Source organism: Frigoribacterium sp. CFBP 13605 (assembly GCF_014839405.1).
Taxonomy (GTDB): domain Bacteria; phylum Actinomycetota; class Actinomycetes; order Actinomycetales; family Microbacteriaceae; genus Frigoribacterium.
Map to the genome: position 1 here is coordinate 1 of NZ_JACYNS010000053.1, position 16,389 is coordinate 16,389.

Sequence of the window (16,389 nt, forward strand, 5' to 3'; positions counted from 1 at the left end):
GGCCGCCATCGCGAACTGGGCGCGTGCCGGGGTGTCGCGCGGCCCCCTCGGGCCGGTGGTCGCGGCGGCCGTGGGCCCCGTCGCGGACGGACTCGACGCCCGGGAGGCGCGCTCGGCCTAGACCGTCGGCGTCGGTGACGTCGACGGGGACGTGGGCGAGAGGACGTCCACGAGCTCGGCGCGCTTCGGGAAGACCCACTTGTTCATGGCCCAGTACCGGAACACCATGGCGAGCATGGTGCCGATGATCGGCCCGCTGACGAAGTCGGCGATCTCTTGCGTGGTGCGCGAGACGTTCGGCACCTCGAGGCCGAATCCGTAGCGCGAGAGGTAGAGCGGCGCGGAGTTGAGGCCGACCCCGATGACGCTGACGATGACGAAGAGCAACATCTCGTGGGCGGTGTGACGCTCGCCTCGGTCGTCGAACGACCACTTCTTGTTCATCCAGTACGAGAAGACCGTCGCGACGATGATGCCCAGCGCGAGGGCGGTGACGGGGTGCTGAGGGATGACGAACAGCTTGAGCCCGTAGTTGATCACCATGGTGATCACGAAGCCGATGCCCCCGACGACGAGGAACCTCGCCGCGGAAGGGTGCTCTCTGATGAGCTTGATGACTGCTTGCACTGCATCACGGTAGCCGAGGGCGCGCCGAATCGGCTGAAAGCGACCACGGGATGCGTCACAAATCACCCCCCGAACGAGAGGGTGAGCCCGCTCGGCGCCTGAGGATTGAGGACGGCTCAACCTTGCGGATGACTTCTCGTCACGGCCTGGTCACGGCGTGAGGATCCGTCGCCCCCGGTGGCTAACGTCGTGCTCGTCGGACCGGATCACCGGGACGGCGACCGGTCGCCCCGGGGTGGGTCAGGGCGACCGGTCCACCCTGACTCACTGAAGAGGACACCACTCATGAAGAAGACCGTGTCGACCGCCACCGCGCTGTCGACGGCCATCGTCATCGCCCTGGGGGGCATCGCGCTGAGCGGACAGGCGGCCTCTGCGCAGCCGGTTCCGATCGAGCAGGAGGCGGCGGCCGCTCCGGCCGACGTCGAACCCGTGGTCGAAGCGACGGTAGAGCCCGAGATCGTCGACGACGCTCCGGAGCCGGCCGTGCCCGCGGACGAGTCCACAGCCGAGCCGACGGACGGTTCCGGGCCGGCTGAGGATGAGGCGCCCGTCGGCACCGAGCCGGGCGTGGCGGTGCCCGAGACAGCGGTCGAGGGTTCGGACGAGGCACTCGCGGCGCGGGCGGGCGCCTTCTCGCTCGAGAGTCCCGTGCAGGGCGGGGCCTACGACACCCTGGGTTACGACGTCGTCGTCCTCACGGACGAGGTCGACGTGCAGATCGAGGTGCTCGACGGCGCGGGCGTGGTCGTCTGGGGCGCGGTGCACCAGTCCGGTCCGCGGATCGAGACGACCATCGGTCTCGGGGACGACGCCGCAGTGGACCAGACCGTCACGGTGGTCGTCGAGGATGCCCAGGGAGTCGTGCTGGGGCAGGAATCCCGCACGTTCCGGATCGACGTCCCGACGTCCCCGGCCGTGACCGTGAGCACGCCCCGGACCGGGGCGGTCGTGACGGCAGATTCCGAGTACCCGGGTCTGGGTGTGTTCGAGATCGCCGGAACGGGCGTCCCCGGATCGGCCATCGCCTTCACGGTCGAAGCCTTGAGTGGTCAAGAGGGGTGGGGCCACGACTACGACGCCCCCCGCGTCGCCGCCGACGGTACCTACCGCTTCACGGAGATCCTGCCTCACGGGTCGTGGCGGCTGCTCGTGAGTCAGTACGTGCCTCGCGGTGACGGCCAGCTCGGCCTCGAGGGTCCGCCGCGCAGCCGTCAATCCGTCCCGGTCGTGGTGGAATTCGCACTGGCCGCTCCGGCTGCGGCAGCGCCGGTGGTGTCTCCGGTCACGCCTACGATCGTCCCGACCGTCTCGAAGCCCGTCATCCCGGTCGGTGTGAGGGTCGTCCCCGTGTCGCACCGCTCGGACCTCGCCTACACGGGCTCGTCCGAGACGACGCCGTGGGCGGGGCTCGCCGGGATGGTGCTCGTGGGTCTCGGGGCGGCGACCGTCCTCGTCACCCGGCGCCGCGCCTCCCGGGGCTGACGCCTGACCGGTCCGCGGTCAGCGACGAGCCGGGTCGGACGCCCTCCGGGGCGTCAGGCTCGGCTCGTCCGGCGTGGAGAGGGTGAGCACGGCTTCTTCGACGGCGTCGTGGTCCTCGAGTTCTCGCTCGACCCGGCGGAGTGCCACCGCGACGTGCTCTTCACGGTCGTTGCCGGTCATGTCGACCGCTGCGACCAGGTAGAGCCGGCCGGGGCCCACGAACTCGGTGTGCAGATACGTCACGCGAGCGATCTCGGGGCGCGCGAGCAGACGTTCGAGCACGGTCGACTCGAGCTCGTCCGAGGGGCTCTCGCCGACGAGGAACCGCCGGTTGCGGTCGATCAGCACCAACGCGACCACCCCAAGGAGCACGCCGACGGCGATGGACCCGATCGCGTCGAACACCGCCGAGCCGGTGACCTGGTGCAGGAAGATTCCGAGGAAGGCGATCAGCAGGCCGATCAGGGCCGCCGCGTCCTCGGCGAACACCGCCCGCAGGGTCGAGTTCGAGCTGCGCAGCACGTGCCGCAGCGTCGGCACCTGCCGTTCGGCCGCCGATCCGCGGGCCTGACGGAACGCCTGCAGGAAGGACGTGCCCTCGAGCGCGAAGGCGATGGCCAGCACGACGTAGTTGATCAGGTAGTTCTCGGCCTCCTCGTCGGCGGTCAGCTGGGAGATGCCGTGCTGGATGGATACGACGGCGCCGACGGTGAACAGGCCGAACGCGGCGAACATCGACCAGACGTAGGTCTCCTTCCCGTAGCCGAGGGGGTGCGCGTCGTCCCGTCGCTTGACGCCCCGTTTGTCGGCGACGAAGAGGAAGATCTCATTGCCCGTGTCCGCCCACGAGTGCGCGGACTCCGCCACCATCGACGCGGAACCGGTGAGGAAGGCGGCGACCGTCTTGGCGACGGCGATGAGCAGGTTGGCGACGAACGCCACGATCACGGTGACCGTGCTCTCGGGCTTGACCGGGGGGTCGGACGGGGTGGAGGACATGGCCTCGATCCTGCTCCTCGGGACGGCCTCGCGCCTCCTCGGCTCTGACGGTAGGATCGAGCACGCATCGATCCGGCCATCACCGGGGAGCACCCGGAAGAAAGCGACCGGCGGGCCCAGGCCCGGTGGTCGTCGGTAGAACCGGGCGGGGCAGGCCCGTCACAGCCGCAGCAGAGCGGTCGCGGTCGCCGTCCGAGAGGGCGACGACGGCGGCAAGCGGGGTGGTACCGCGCCACCCGGGTCAGGCACCCGGACGGCGTCCTCGTGGTCAGAAGGTCCCTCGGCCAGCGCAGCGGGGGCGACCCACCGCACGACCTGGAGAACCGATGACCTACCCCAAGGGTTCCGACGCCACCGGCGTCCCCGCCTCCCCGCGATTCCCCGAGATCGAGACCGGCGTCCTCGCCTTCTGGAAGCGCGACGACACCTTCGCCGAGTCGATCCGTGCACGCGAGGGCTGCGACGAGTGGGTCTTCTACGACGGCCCGCCGTTCGCCAACGGCCTGCCGCACTACGGGCACCTCCTGACGGGTTACGCCAAGGACGTCTTCCCGCGCTACCAGACCATGCGCGGCAAGCAGGTGCACCGCCGCTTCGGCTGGGACACCCACGGCCTGCCCGCCGAGCTCGAGGCGATGCGTCAGCTCGGGCTGACCGAGAAGCACGAGATCGACGACATGGGCATCGACGTGTTCAACGCCGCCGCCCGCCGATCGGTGCTGCAGTACACCGACGAATGGCAGCGGTACGTCACCCGCCAGGCGCGCTGGGTCGACTTCGACCACGACTACAAGACCCTCGACGTCGACTACATGGAGAGCGTCGTCTGGGCCTTCAAGCAGCTGCATGACAAGGGACTCGCCTACGAGGGCTTCCGTGTGCTGCCCTATTGCTGGCACGACCAGACCCCCTTGTCCAATCACGAACTGCGCATGGACGACGACGTCTACAAGAACCGTCAGGACCAGACGGTCACCGTCGCCTTCCCCCTCGTCGGCGCCAAGGCCGAGGCGCTCGGCCTGACCGGCGTCGAGGCGCTGGCCTGGACGACCACCCCGTGGACCCTCCCGACCAACATGGCGCTGGCCGTGGGACCGGCCATCGACTACGTCACCGTGCCCCACGCCCTCCTGCCGGGCGAGCGCACCGGCGACCAAGAGCTGTTGACCGGCAGCGTGTTCCTGCTCGCGGCCGACACGCTCGGCGCCTACGCGCGCGACCTGGGCTACGAGTCCGCCGAGTCCGCCCAGGCCGCCGTCACCGCGACCTTCACCGGCGCCGAGCTCGAGGGCGTCGAGTACGACCGCATCTGGGACGTCTACGCCGACACCGAGGCCTGGGGCACCGAGAACGCCTGGCGCGTGCTGGTCGCCGACTACGTCGCCACCGGCGAGGGCACCGGCATCGTGCACCAGGCCCCGGCCTACGGCGAGGACGACCAGCTGGTCTGCGCCGCCGCCGGCATCCCCGTGATCGTCTCGGTCGACGACGGCGGGCGCTTCCTGCCGATGTTCGACGAGCTGGGCGTCGCCGGCCTCCAGGTCTTCGAGGCCAACAAGCCGTTGGTGCAGCGCCTCCGCGCCGACGGACGCCTGGTGCGCCTCGCCAGCTACGAGCACAGCTACCCGCACTGCTGGCGCTGCCGCAACCCCCTGATCTACAAGGCGGTGTCGAGCTGGTTCGTGCGCGTCACCGAGTTCCGCGACCGCATGGGCGAGCTGAACCAGCAGATCACCTGGGTGCCCGACAACGTCAAGGACGGCCAGTTCGGCAAGTGGGTCGGCAACGCCCGCGACTGGTCGATCTCGCGCAACCGCTACTGGGGTTCACCGATCCCGGTGTGGAAGAGCGACGACCCCGCCTACCCACGCGTCGACGTCTACGGCTCGCTGGCCGAGATGGAGGCCGACTTCGGCCGCCTGCCGCTCAATGCTGACGGCGAGCCCGACCTGCACCGCCCCTACATCGACGAGCTCACCCGACCGAACCCCGACGATCCGACCGGGCAGAGCACGATGCGCCGCATCGAGGACGTCCTCGACGTCTGGTTCGACAGCGGCTCGATGCCGTTCGCACAGGTGCACTACCCGTTCGAGAACCAGCAGTGGTTCGACGAGCACAGCCCTGCCGACTTCATCGTCGAGTACATCGGCCAGACCCGTGGCTGGTTCTACACGCTGCACACGCTCTCCACCGCGTTGTTCGACCGCCCGGCCTTCTCGAACGTGGTCAGCCACGGCATCGTGCTCGGCTCCGACGGTCAGAAGATGTCGAAGAGCCTGCGCAACTACCCCGACGTCAGCGAGGTCTTCGACCGCGACGGGGCCGACGCCATGCGCTGGTTCCTCATGTCGAGTTCGGTGATCCGCGGCGGCAACCTCGTCGTCACCGAAGAGGGCATCCGCGAGGGCGTCCGGCAGTTCCTGCTGCCGCTCTGGAGCACCTGGTACTTCTTCTCGCTCTACGCCAACGCGGCGTCCGGAGGCGCGGGTCGTCACGCCGCCCCCGGTTACGACGCGCAGTGGCGAACCGACTCGGGCGACGTCCTCGACCGCTACCTGCTGGCGAAGACGCGCCTCCTGGTCACGGACGTCGAGGCGGCCCTCGACGCCCTCGACACGCCGCGGGCCACCGCGACGCTGCGAGACTTCGCCGACGTCCTGACCAACTGGTACGTCCGACGCTCGCGTGACCGGTTCTGGTCGGGCGACGACGTCGACGCCTTCGACACCCTCTTCACGGTGCTCGAGACCCTCACCCGGGTCGCGGCCCCGCTCGCGCCCCTCGTCGCGGACGAGATCTACAAGGGACTCACCGGGGGCCGCTCGGTGCACCTGACCGACTGGCCCGACGCCTCGGCGTTCCCGGCCGACGACGCCCTCGTGGCCGCGATGGACGCCGTTCGCGCGGTCGCGTCGAGCGGCCTGGCGCTGCGCAAGGCCCAGGGGCTGCGCGTCCGCCTGCCGTTGGCCCGTCTCACCGTCGTCACGCCCGACCCCGCGGGCCTCGAGGCGTTCGCCGACATCGTGCGCGACGAGCTCAACGTCAAGCAGGTCGTCGTGACCCGCCTGACCGAGGAGAGCCTCGGAGAATACGGCGTCACCCGCAAGCTCACCGTCAACGCCCGGGCGGCCGGTCCGCGCATCGGCAAGCAGGTGCAACAGGTCATCCCGGCGGCGAAGAGGGGCGACTGGCAGCCCGCGGGCGAGAACGTCGTCGTCGGCGGCGTCGAGTTGCTGCCCGGCGAGTTCACGCTCGAGCTGGCCGTCGCCGACGCGTCGAGCGCTCTCGCCTTCGTCGGCGACGGCGGCTTCGTGCTGCTCGACACCGCGACCACGCCCGAGCTCGAGGCCGAGGGCCTGGCCCGCGACGTCGTGCGTGCCGTGCAGCAGGCCCGGAAGACCGCCGACCTCGACGTGTCCGACCGCATCGTGACGACGCTCACGACCGACGCCGTCGCGGCGGCCGCCGTCGAGGCCCACCGTGAGCTGATCTCCCGCGAGACCCTGACCACCGAGCTGATCGTCGACGTCCAGGAGGGCGTCGGCGAGCGGCCCGAGAAGACCGTCGTCGGATCGGGCTCCGGCTCGGCCGTCGTCGTGGAGGTACGACGCGCATGACCCCGAAGAAGAACGACCGTCAGGGCGATCCCGCCGACGAGCAGGGAGGCGAGTTCGCGGCCGGCGCGCAGCGCGTCCACGACGAGCTGCTGGCACGCATCGGCGAGCAGGCCCCGCAGCCCCGGCTCGAGCCGACCCGGCGAGCAGTCGAGCTGTTGGGCGACCCGCAGCGGGCCTACCCGGTGATCCACCTCACCGGCACGAACGGCAAGACGTCGACCAGCCGGATGATCGAGAGCATCCTGCGGGCGCACGGCCTGCGCACGGGGCTCATGACGAGCCCGCACCTCGTGCACCTCAACGAGCGCATCGTGGTCGACGGCGAGCCGATCAGCGACGAGCGCCTGGTCGCCAACTGGGACGACATCCAGCCCTATCTGACCATGGTCGACACCGATCTCGAAGCGTCGGGGGAGCCCACCCTGACCTTCTTCGAGGCCCTGACGGTGCTCGCCTTCGCCTGCTTCGCCGACGCTCCGGCCGACGTGGTCGTGCTGGAGGTCGGCATGGGGGGCGAATGGGACAGCACGAACGTGGCCGACGGCCAGGTCGCCGTCTTCACCCCCATCGCCCTCGACCACCAGAACCGTCTCGGCTCGACCGTGGCCGAGATCGCCCGCACGAAGGCCGGGATCGTCAAGCCCACGGCCGCCGTGGTCTCGGCGTCGCAGACCCCCGAGGCCCTGGTCGAACTCGAACGCGCCGTCGAGTTGAGCGAGGGGTCGCTCGCGGTCGAGGGCACCGCCTTCGGCGTCGAGTCCACCACCGTCGCCGTCGGCGGCCAGGTCGTCACGATCCGCGGGCTCGCGGGCCGGTACGACGACCTGCTCCTGCCGCAGTTCGGTGACCACCAGGCCCAGAACGCCGCCGTCGCGGTCGCGGCCGTCGAGTCCTTCCTCGGCGGCGGGTCGCAGCCGCTCGATCACGAGGTGCTCGCCGAGGGACTCGCGAGTGCGACGTCGCCCGGCCGCCTGCAGATCGTCGCCAACGAGCCGACGATCCTGGTCGACGCGGCGCACAACCCGCACGGCGCCCGCGCCCTGGCCAAGGCCCTCGACGACTACTTCCAGTTCGGCGGCGTCGTCGCGGTGCTCAGCGTGTTGGCCGACAAGGACGCCGCGGGCATCGTCCGCGCCCTGGCGCCCACGGTCACCCAGTTCGTCGTGACGAGCTCGAAGTCCGACCGGGCGATCGACGCCGACGAGCTCGCCGCCATCGCGGTGGGCGTCGTGGGTGCCGACCGCGTCGTCGTCGAGACCGACCTCGTGGCGGCCCTGCGCACGGCGCGCGACCTGGCCGACGAGGTCGAGGGCGACGAGCCCGGCGGCGTCGTCGTGACGGGGTCGATCACGCTGGTCGGCGACGTCATCGCCCTCTCGCAGCAGCCCGAGGGGCTCTCGTGACGACGCCACCGCCTCCCGGCGGAGCCGGAGCCGGAGCCGGCGGGCGCGCGCCGCGCCCCCGTCGACGTCGCGGGGCGGCCGAGAGCCTGCTCTCGATCGTCCTCGTGCTCGAGGCGATGACGCTGTTCTTCGTCACCCTCGTGGTCTTCGGGCGGCAGTTGCTGCCGGCCGGCGTCGCCTGGGGCGGAGGCCTCGCCGCCATCGTCCTGACGCTGCTGATCTCGCAGACCCTGCGCTGGCGGTGGGGCGTCGCCCTCGGCTGGCTCGTCCAGCTGGGTCTCGTGGCCTGTGGGTTCCTCGATCCGGTCATGTTCGTCGTGGCCGCCCTGTTCGTGGCCATCTGGACCTACTGCCTCGTCAAGGGCACACAGCTCGACCGCATGAACGCCGCCCGGCTGCGCGACGCGCCCGGTGACGTGGCCTGAGCCGACACCCACCGACCCGTCCTCCGGGCGCCCGCCCGCGAGCCATCCGCCACCCACCGAGCCATCCGCCACCCACCGAAAGAGGAGCAATGTCCGATCTCGAAGAAACCCTCGTCCTCGTCAAGCCCGACGGCGTCGCCCGCGGCCTGACCGGCGAGATCCTGCGCCGCATCGAGGCCAAGGGGTACTCGCTCGTCGACGTCCGCCTCGTGCAGGCCGACCGCGACCTGCTCGCGAAGCACTACGAGGAGCACGTGGGCAAGCCGTTCTACGAGCCCCTCGTCGAGTTCATGCAGAGCGGCCCGACCGTCGCGCTGCGCATCGCGGGCGACGCCGTCATCGCGGGTTTCCGCTCGCTCGCCGGCACGACCGACCCGACGACCGCGGCCCCCGGAACGATCCGTGGCGACCTCGGCCGCGACTGGGGACTGAAGGTCCAGCAAAACTTGGTGCACGGCAGCGACAGCCCCGAGAGCGCCACGCGCGAGCTGGCCCTCTGGTTCTGAGCCGCCGACCGGCGTGACGCCGGAGACCACCGAGCCCGCGCCTCCTGAGTCCATCAGGAGGCGCGGGCTCGGTCGTGTCGACGGGTCGCGTCGTCAGGGGGTCGGCGTCGCCGTCGAGCCCTCGGTGTCGCCCGTGCTGGTGTCACCGGTCGGGGCGCCGTTCTGCACCTCGGCGACGAACTGCGCGAAGGTGCTCGCGTCGGTCAACGAGCCCTGGTACTGCTGGCCGTTCACCAGGACGAGCGGGGTGCTCGCGAGCTTGTCGAGCGACGAGTTCGGGATCGGGTCGTTCAACGCCCGCTGGGTGGCCGAGGCGACCCAGTCCTCGAAGTCGCCCGCCTTGATGCACGACGGGATCTGGTCGTCGGTCGCCCCGGCACCCTGCACCAGGGTGACGAGCTCGTCGTTCGTCAGGCCCCGGGTGTTCTCCTCGGGTTGCTGCGCGAACAGGGCGGTGTTGACGTCGAGCGCCTTGTCGGGCTCGTGGTTCGCGACGCAGGCGAAGGCGTTGGCGGCCCGCGTCGAGTACCGGCTGCCCTGCGAGGCGTTGTCGAGGAACCCGATGGGGTGGATCGCCAAGGTGGCGGCACCGCTCGAGACGGCTTCGTCGAGCTGCTGGGCGTTCGTCGTGTCGAACTGGCCGCAGAACGGGCACATGTAGTCGAGGTAGACCACGATCGACGGCACGTCGCCCGAGGCGCTCGGGGCCGGGGTCGGGGTCGCGTCGGCGGCGAGGGCGCCACTCGGCACGGCGGTCACCGCCCCGTTCGAGCCCTCGAGCACCAGGCCGTCGCTCGCCATGTTCGAAGGGCCGGGACCGGCCGGCTTGATCGACTGCGTGATGACGAGCGCGACGATCGCGAGCACCGCCACGACGCCCACGACCAGGCCGCCCTGCAGGAGCCACTTGTTGCGTCGTCGACGTCGGGCCTCGGCCTCGCGCGTGACGCGGGCCTTCTCGCGGGCTGCTTCTCGGCGTTCTTTCTTGCTGGCGGGGGAGTCGGTGGGTGGCGTCATCAGTCCTCGTCGTGGCTCGGGGGTCGTCGGTCAAGACTGGCGAGGCCGACCCTGATTCGGCTGGGAGCGACCTGAGTGCGACTGACGGGGCGGGTGGGCCCGAGCCGGGGACGCGAGGAGGCGCGGCTCACCCGAACAGCGTCGGCAGCAGCAACGGGAACACGACGACGATGGTCGTGGCGACGACGATGTAGTTGAGCACCGGCAGAACCCACGAGTAGGGGAGGAAGCGTGCCGCCGCACGTCGGAGCGGCCCGTCCGGGACGGTGACGCCGCGAGCCGCGCCCCACACCGTGAAGACCCAGAACAGCGGGATGGTGAAGAGCCAGACGAGCATGCACCACGGGCAGAGCGCGCCGATGACGAACACGGTCTGGGTGAAGAGCCAGGTGATGAAGATCCAGGCGAGCAGCAGCCCGAGGTTGAAGGCCAGCCAGAACCACCGGGCGAAGCGCGCACCGGCGAGCAGGCCCAGGCCCACCGCCACGGGGGCCGCGAAGCCGATCAGGCCGAGGATCGGGTTGGGGAAGCCGAAGAGCGAGGCCTGCCAGCTGTTGATGACGGGTGAGCAGCCCACGAACGGGTTGACGTCGCACCCGAGCGCCGCGCCCGGGTTCTCGAGCAGCCGGAACTTGTCGAGGGTCAGGGCGAAGGCCCCCACGAGTCCGCCGAGACCGGCGACGACGAGCAGCACGGCCGCGACGAACGGGGTGCGGCCGGTGGGCAGGGTCACGGCCCGAGGCGTCTCGACGGTCACGTCCAGCAGTATCGCACGGGCCGTCGGGGCGTCCGCTTTGACCCCGGACCGACGTGGGCGTGCGATAATCGAGCCAGTCGTGGGGCCCAGGCCCCGAGATCCAGGCTTACCGGGCAGTGCCGGCCGTCGTCGTCACGCGAGAGATCGCGTGGTCGACCAGGTCGAGCGGAATCCGGGCCAGAGCGCAGGCGCTCATCGTCGGATGGCCAGTTCCGAACCAGCAAGGCGACACGAAGAACAGCACGTCGACGAACGACATCGAGGGCGACGACCGCAGGTCGGTCGACACCCCGGGTGACCGAACGTGACGTGTCCGACAAGGCGCGCCGTGAGAGGGCGCGGTGGTCAGGGGCAGGTGCCACGTCACCGCCCGGCCACGACACGAGAATTCCTGCCGACGGCATGGCCTCGGCGGGGCGAGGAGCGCACCGCAAGTGGTGAACGACAACACAGACAACGACGGACGTCCGAAGAAGAGAAGGGGATTGTTCGCAGGCCTCAGGGCTCGCCAGGCGGCGGTCGACGCCGCCCCGGCGACGGCCCCCGCCAGGCAGCAGGCAGCACTCCCTTCACCCGTCCGGACGACAGACGACGCCCAGGAGGCATCACCCGTGACCCACGAGACCGAGACCACCGACGAGCAGGTCGCGGCCCAGGCCCCGACCTCCCAGCAGAGCGAGACCGACGCCGTCGCCGAGGCGTTCGTCGCCGCGGCGACCCAGCCGTCACGGGCCGCCGACGCGGCGGCCGACGACGAGACGACCGACGGGGCGTCGCCGATCCCGGCGAACCTCACGACGACGTCGTTGATCTTCCACGCACCCGAGATCACCGTCCTGCCGGCCCGCCCCGGTCGACGACAGCGCGACGACCGTGACGACCGGTACGACCGCGACGACTCGTGGGACGACGACCGCGAGGGCGACGACGACGACCGCGACGACCGTGACGAGCGCGACGACCGCGAGCAGCAGCCCGCCTCGCGTCGCCGCCAGCGCGGCCGCTCGCAGGACCGCGAGGAGCGCGACTCCGAGCCCCGTGGTCGCGACCGCGACCGTGCCCCGCGTCAGGCCGAGCTCATCACCGAGCCGCAGCGCATCAAGGGCTCCACGCGTCTCGAGGCGAAGAAGCAGCGTCGTCGCGACGGCCGGGACGCCGGACGCCGTCGCACCGTCATCACCGAGGCCGAGTTCCTCGCCCGTCGCGAGAGCGTCGACCGCAAGATGATCGTCCGCTCGTCGGGCGACCGCATCGAGATCGGCGTCATGGAGGACGGCACCCTGGCCGAGCACTACGTCGCCAAGGCGCAGAACGTCTCGTTGATCGGCAACGTCTACCTCGGCCGCGTCCAGAACGTGCTGCCCAGCATGGAGGCCGCCTTCGTCGACATCGGACGCGGTCGCAACGCCGTGCTCTACTCGGGCGAGGTCGACTGGGACTCCCTGTCGACGGGCAACCAGCCCCGTCGCATCGAGCTGGCCCTCAAGCCCGGCGACCGCGTGCTCGTCCAGGTCACCAAGGACCCCGTCGGCCACAAGGGCGCTCGTCTCACGAGCCAGATCTCGCTGCCGGGCCGCTACCTCGTCTACGTGCCCAACGGCTCGATGAACGGCATCAGCCGCAAGCTGCCCGACACCGAGCGCGCGCGTCTGAAGAAGATCCTCAAAGAGGCCCTGCCGGAGAACACCGGCGTCATCGTGCGCACGGCGGCCGAGGGCGCGACCGAAGAGCAGCTGACCCTCGACGTCAAGCGCCTCACCAACCAGTGGGCCGACATCGAGAAGAAGGTCGCGGCGGGCAACGCCCCGAACCAGCTGCACTCCGAGCCCGACCTGCTGATCAAGATCGTGCGCGACGTCTTCAACGAGGACTTCCACGAGATGGTCATCGACGGCGATGAGGCGTTCGAGACGCTGCAGTCGTACCTCTCGGCGGTGGCGCCCGACCTCATGGACCGCGTCAAGCGCTACGAGGGTGACAAGGACGCGTTCGACGAGTACCGCCTCAACGAGCAGATCGAGAAGGCGCTCGACCGCAAGGTCTGGCTGCCCTCGGGCGGTTCCCTCGTCATCGACCGCACCGAGGCGATGACCGTCGTCGACGTCAACACCGGCAAGTTCGTCGGTTCCGGCGGAAACCTCGAAGAGACGGTCACGAAGAACAACCTCGAGGCCGCCGAGGAGATCGTCCGTCAGCTGCGCCTCCGCGACATCGGCGGCATCATCGTCGTCGACTTCATCGACATGGTGCTCGAGTCCAACCGTGACCTCGTGCTGCGTCGTCTGGTCGAGTGCCTCAGCCGCGACCGCACCAAGCACCAGGTGGCCGAGGTCACGTCGCTCGGGCTCGTCCAGATGACGCGCAAGAAGTTGGGCCTCGGCCTGGCCGAGTCGTTCTCCGAGGCCGGCAGCGCTGCGCGCGTCCAAGAACAGCAGCCCCGCAAGGGCGGCCAGCAGGGCGACCGCCGACGGGGCGGCCAGGCCGGCGGGTCCGGCAAGTCGGGCGGCAACGGCCACAACACGGGCGCCGGTGCCGGCACCGCGCCGCAGTCCGGTCGCGGCGGCCCCTCGGCGCCGACCGGTGGGGCTCACCCCACGACGGGTACGCACGCCATCACCGACGACGTGAAGAACGCCCTCTCGCGCATCGCGGCGAGCACCATCGCCCATGCCGAAGAAGGCGGCACCAAGGACGGCGACGCGGCCAGCCAGGCCGCCGCGGCGGTCGAGGCCGCCATCGACGCCGCCGCCGCGAGTGCCACGAAGGCCGAGCCGGCCGCCGAGGCAGCCGGTGACCAGGCGGACGAAGGCCGTCGCGGGCGTTCGGGCCGCAAGGGCCGCCGTGGATCGTCACGTGCCGCGCGCGAGACCGGCGAGGACGCCGCCGAGTCGGCTCCTGCCGAGTCGTCGCCCGCCGAGTCCGCTCCCGCCGACTCGAGCGCCGGTGTGATCGAGGTCCCCGCGGCCGCCCCGGCCGAGCGGTCGGCTCCGGCCGCCGCCGTGGCCGCACCCGTCGACGAGCCCACGGAGGCGCCGGTCGCCAAGGCCACGGAGCGTCGCCGGTCGTCGGCCACGGTCTCGACCCCGGACGCCACGGTCGCGATCCTCGACATCCCCGTCGCGACCACGCGTCGCGAGCCGCGTCGCATCAGCAGCCAGGACGCCGAGCAGCTGCTCGACTCGGTGCTGGGTGCGCTGCCCGAGCCGAAGCAGCCCGGGCAGGGGCGTTCGCGTTCGCGCCGCGCCTCCAGCCAGGGCACGACCGCAGCGGCTCCGGCCGAGCCGACGACGACCGGCGAGTCCGGTCCGTTCATCCTCGGCGTGGGGGTCAGCTCCGACGATCTGTAGGTCGTCTAGGGTGACTGCGTGCCTCTGACCCAGCCCGGACCCCCGACCGTCAGGTCGAGGCTCCGGGCTGCGTCCGTCTCGGCCTCGGGGCCGGAGGGACGCGAGCGCCTGCTCGTGGCGGCCACGGCCCTGGTCGTCGTGCTGGTGGCGCGTTTCGCCCTCGGCCTCGTCGCGCTCGTCGGTTCGGCGGTCGGCTTCTCGGTGACGGCGTTCCCCAGCGGGTTCGTCGCGACGCCGGTCGGGCAGTTCCTCGGCAGCTTCGTGCTCTACCCGTTCCCGTTCTACCTCGCCTCGTTCGTCGTGCTCGCCACGATCAGGCCGCTGACGCCGCGGTCCGACCTCCGGACGGTCGTGCGCCACGCCGTGGTCGCGGGCGGAGCGGGAACCCTCGCGCTGGCCGTCGTCGGGATCGTCCCGGGCATCGTGCTCTCGATCGACGGCGGTACGTGGGTGAACCTCGCGCTCTACCTGACGACCATCCCGCTGTCGGCGGGCATCGTCGACACGGCCCTGCTCGTGGCCGGGGCCGTGCTCGCCCGGTTGTGGCTGGGCGGCGGCCACGGCGACGAGGTCTGGGCGGTCGAGCCCGCGCCCCGGGTCGCCGAGGCCGGGGAGGGTGACGACGCGGGCGACGTCGAGGACGACGTCGCGCCTCCTGCCGTCCGGGGCGATCGCTCCACCCGCCTCCCGACGACCGTCGCCGCGGCGCCGTCGGCCCCCGTCGTCCCGCCCGAGCGCCCCGTCGTGCCGTCGCACCCGGCCCCCGCACCGGACGACTGGTCGCGCTTCGCGCCCCCGGCCGGTCCGAACGAGGACGAGCGGTGAGCGCTCCCGTCCGGGAGCGCACCGACCACGCCGGGCACGGCGCGGGACGGCGTGCGCGTCGGGCACCGTCGCGCGTCCCGCTGCTCGTGGCCGGTGGGCTCGTGCTCGCCGTGCTCGTGGCGGTCCGCCTCGCCTCGCCCCTCCTCGGCCCGGGCCTGCTGCCGAACGCGCTGCAGGACTTCGTCACGCTGACCATCAGCGTCATCGTCGAGTCGATGCCGTTCGTCCTGCTCGGCATCGTGCTGTCGATCATCGTGCAGGAGTGGCTGCCGCAGGCGTTCTTCTCGTCGTGGCTGCCGAAGCGGGGGCTGCCCCGTCGCGCGGTCATCTCGTTCCTCGGCATGTTCCTGCCCGTCTGCGAGTGCGGCAACGTGCCCTTGGCGCGGGGGCTCGTGCTCAAGGGCTTCACGGTGTCCGAGTCGATGACCTTCCTGCTCGCGGCGCCGATCCTCAACCCGATCACCATCATCACCACGCACCAGGCGTTCGGGTGGGACGACGGCATCCTCGTGGCCCGGTTGATCGGTGGGTTCGTCATCGCGAACCTGATCGGCTGGCTGTTCAGCAAGCACCCGAACCAGCAGAGCCTGCTGACCTCCTCGTTCGCGGCCGAGTGCCGGGTCGACGACGGCCATGCGCACGGCCGGGGTCGCACGGCGAAGAGCGTCGACCTGTTCCGCCGCGAGATGTCGACCATGATGCCCGCGCTGTTCATCGGCGCGGCCATCGCGGGCGCGATCCAGACGATCGTTCCGCGGTCGGTGCTCGTCGCGCTCGGCAGCAACCCGGTCTGGTCGGTGCTGGCGATGATGGTGCTGGCCTTCGTCATCTCGATCTGCTCGAACGTCGACGCGTTCTTCGTGCTGCCGTTCGCCTCGACGTTCATGCCCGGCGGCATCGCCGCCTTCCTCGTCTTCGGCCCCATCATCGACGTCAAGATGCTGGCCCTGCTGCGGACGACCTACACACCCAAGGTGCTCGGGCAGGTCACCCTCGTGGTGGCCCTGACCAGTGCCGCGATCGGACTGGTGGTCAACTATGTCGCCTAGCCCTGCTCCTCGCCCCTGGCGCCGACTGCTCGACCGGTGGCAAGGGGTGCTGCTGACGCTCGTCGTCGGCGTCGCCACCCTCTGGCTCGCCGCGACCGGGCAGCTCGTGCTGTACATCCACCCCCGGTACGACGTCTTCACGGTCGTGATGATCCTGATCGGCATGACGCTGTCGTTGGCCACGCTGGCGTTCTCACCCGTCCGGGGCGACGACGCGCACGACGGCCACGACCACGATCCCGGGGCCGGGCACGGCCACGACGGCCGCCTCGACGCGGCCGAGGTGCCCGCGGTCGAGGACGGCCTCCGGCCGCGCCGGCGTCGGCCGG

At 71.0% G+C, this 16,389-nt stretch carries 14 protein-coding genes; 9 read left to right on the forward strand and 5 right to left on the reverse strand.

Translation table 11 applies throughout. The features are described 5' to 3' along the window. Nucleotides 1-117: 117 nt before the first annotated feature. The gene (locus IFT36_RS10675) at nt 118-627 is read right to left on the reverse strand and encodes a GtrA family protein (protein WP_056048350.1); all 510 of its coding nucleotides are present in this window, start codon (nt 625-627) and stop codon (nt 118-120) included. Nucleotides 628-912: 285 nt separating this feature from the next. Between IFT36_RS10675 and IFT36_RS10680 the strand changes: the two genes are divergently transcribed. Continuing rightward, on the forward strand, nt 913-2,112 hold the full coding sequence (locus IFT36_RS10680; protein ID WP_200413098.1) for an LAETG motif-containing sortase-dependent surface protein: 1,200 nt from the start codon (nt 913-915) through the stop codon (nt 2,110-2,112). A gap of 18 nt (nt 2,113-2,130) precedes the next feature. Here the strand turns inward: IFT36_RS10680 and IFT36_RS10685 are convergent, their stop codons facing one another. Continuing rightward, nucleotides 2,131-3,111: a cation diffusion facilitator family transporter gene (locus tag IFT36_RS10685; protein WP_200413099.1), complete on the reverse strand. Its 981-nt coding sequence runs from the start codon at nt 3,109-3,111 to the stop codon at nt 2,131-2,133. Nucleotides 3,112-3,437: 326 nt separating this feature from the next. Here IFT36_RS10685 and ileS point away from each other — a divergent pair, with 326 nt between their 5' ends. The 4 genes from ileS (at nt 3,438) to ndk (ending at nt 9,065) form a co-directional block, all read left to right on the forward strand. Beyond that, complete coding sequence (gene ileS / locus IFT36_RS10690; protein ID WP_192122668.1) at nt 3,438-6,731, forward strand: isoleucine--tRNA ligase; 3,294 nt, start codon at nt 3,438-3,440, stop codon at nt 6,729-6,731. Further along, entirely contained in the window at nt 6,728-8,134 is a 1,407-nt protein-coding gene (locus IFT36_RS10695; protein WP_123571847.1) for a bifunctional folylpolyglutamate synthase/dihydrofolate synthase, read from the forward strand. Before ileS ends, IFT36_RS10695 begins: the two co-directional genes overlap by 4 nt. Beyond that, nucleotides 8,131-8,559 carry a DUF4233 domain-containing protein gene (locus IFT36_RS10700; RefSeq protein ID WP_200413100.1) on the forward strand — a complete coding sequence of 143 codons (429 nt, stop codon included), beginning with the start codon at nt 8,131-8,133 and terminating at the stop codon, nt 8,557-8,559. Before IFT36_RS10695 ends, IFT36_RS10700 begins: the two co-directional genes overlap by 4 nt. An 89-nt stretch (nt 8,560-8,648) precedes the next feature. Further along, nucleotides 8,649-9,065 carry a nucleoside-diphosphate kinase gene (gene ndk / locus IFT36_RS10705; protein WP_056048334.1) on the forward strand — a complete coding sequence of 139 codons (417 nt, stop codon included), beginning with the start codon at nt 8,649-8,651 and terminating at the stop codon, nt 9,063-9,065. 93 nt (nt 9,066-9,158) lie between these two features. Here the strand turns inward: ndk and IFT36_RS10710 are convergent, their stop codons facing one another. The 3 genes from IFT36_RS10710 to IFT36_RS10720 form a co-directional block, all read right to left on the reverse strand. Then, entirely contained in the window at nt 9,159-10,082 is a 924-nt protein-coding gene (locus IFT36_RS10710) for a DsbA family protein (protein WP_200413101.1), read from the reverse strand. Between the two features lie 127 nt (nt 10,083-10,209). Then, entirely contained in the window at nt 10,210-10,839 is a 630-nt protein-coding gene (locus IFT36_RS10715) for a vitamin K epoxide reductase family protein (RefSeq protein WP_233568524.1), read from the reverse strand. 106 nt (nt 10,840-10,945) lie between these two features. Beyond that, a complete protein-coding gene (locus IFT36_RS10720) occupies nt 10,946-11,128 on the reverse strand; it encodes a hypothetical protein (protein WP_056048330.1) in 183 nt (60 codons plus the stop codon). 322 nt (nt 11,129-11,450) lie between these two features. Here IFT36_RS10720 and IFT36_RS10725 point away from each other — a divergent pair, with 322 nt between their 5' ends. The 4 genes from IFT36_RS10725 to IFT36_RS10740 form a co-directional block, all read left to right on the forward strand. Beyond that, on the forward strand, nt 11,451-14,186 hold the full coding sequence (locus IFT36_RS10725; protein WP_307785084.1) for an Rne/Rng family ribonuclease: 2,736 nt from the start codon (nt 11,451-11,453) through the stop codon (nt 14,184-14,186). 18 nt (nt 14,187-14,204) lie between these two features. Next, nucleotides 14,205-15,011 carry a hypothetical protein gene (locus IFT36_RS10730; protein ID WP_200413103.1) on the forward strand — a complete coding sequence of 269 codons (807 nt, stop codon included), beginning with the start codon at nt 14,205-14,207 and terminating at the stop codon, nt 15,009-15,011. Then, on the forward strand, nt 15,008-16,060 hold the full coding sequence (locus IFT36_RS10735) for a permease (RefSeq protein ID WP_056048320.1): 1,053 nt from the start codon (nt 15,008-15,010) through the stop codon (nt 16,058-16,060). Before IFT36_RS10730 ends, IFT36_RS10735 begins: the two co-directional genes overlap by 4 nt. Further along, nucleotides 16,050-16,389: DUF1980 domain-containing protein (locus IFT36_RS10740; RefSeq protein WP_200413104.1), on the forward strand; the 340-nt coding region annotated here is incomplete at its 3' end. The genes IFT36_RS10735 and IFT36_RS10740, both read left to right, overlap by 11 nt.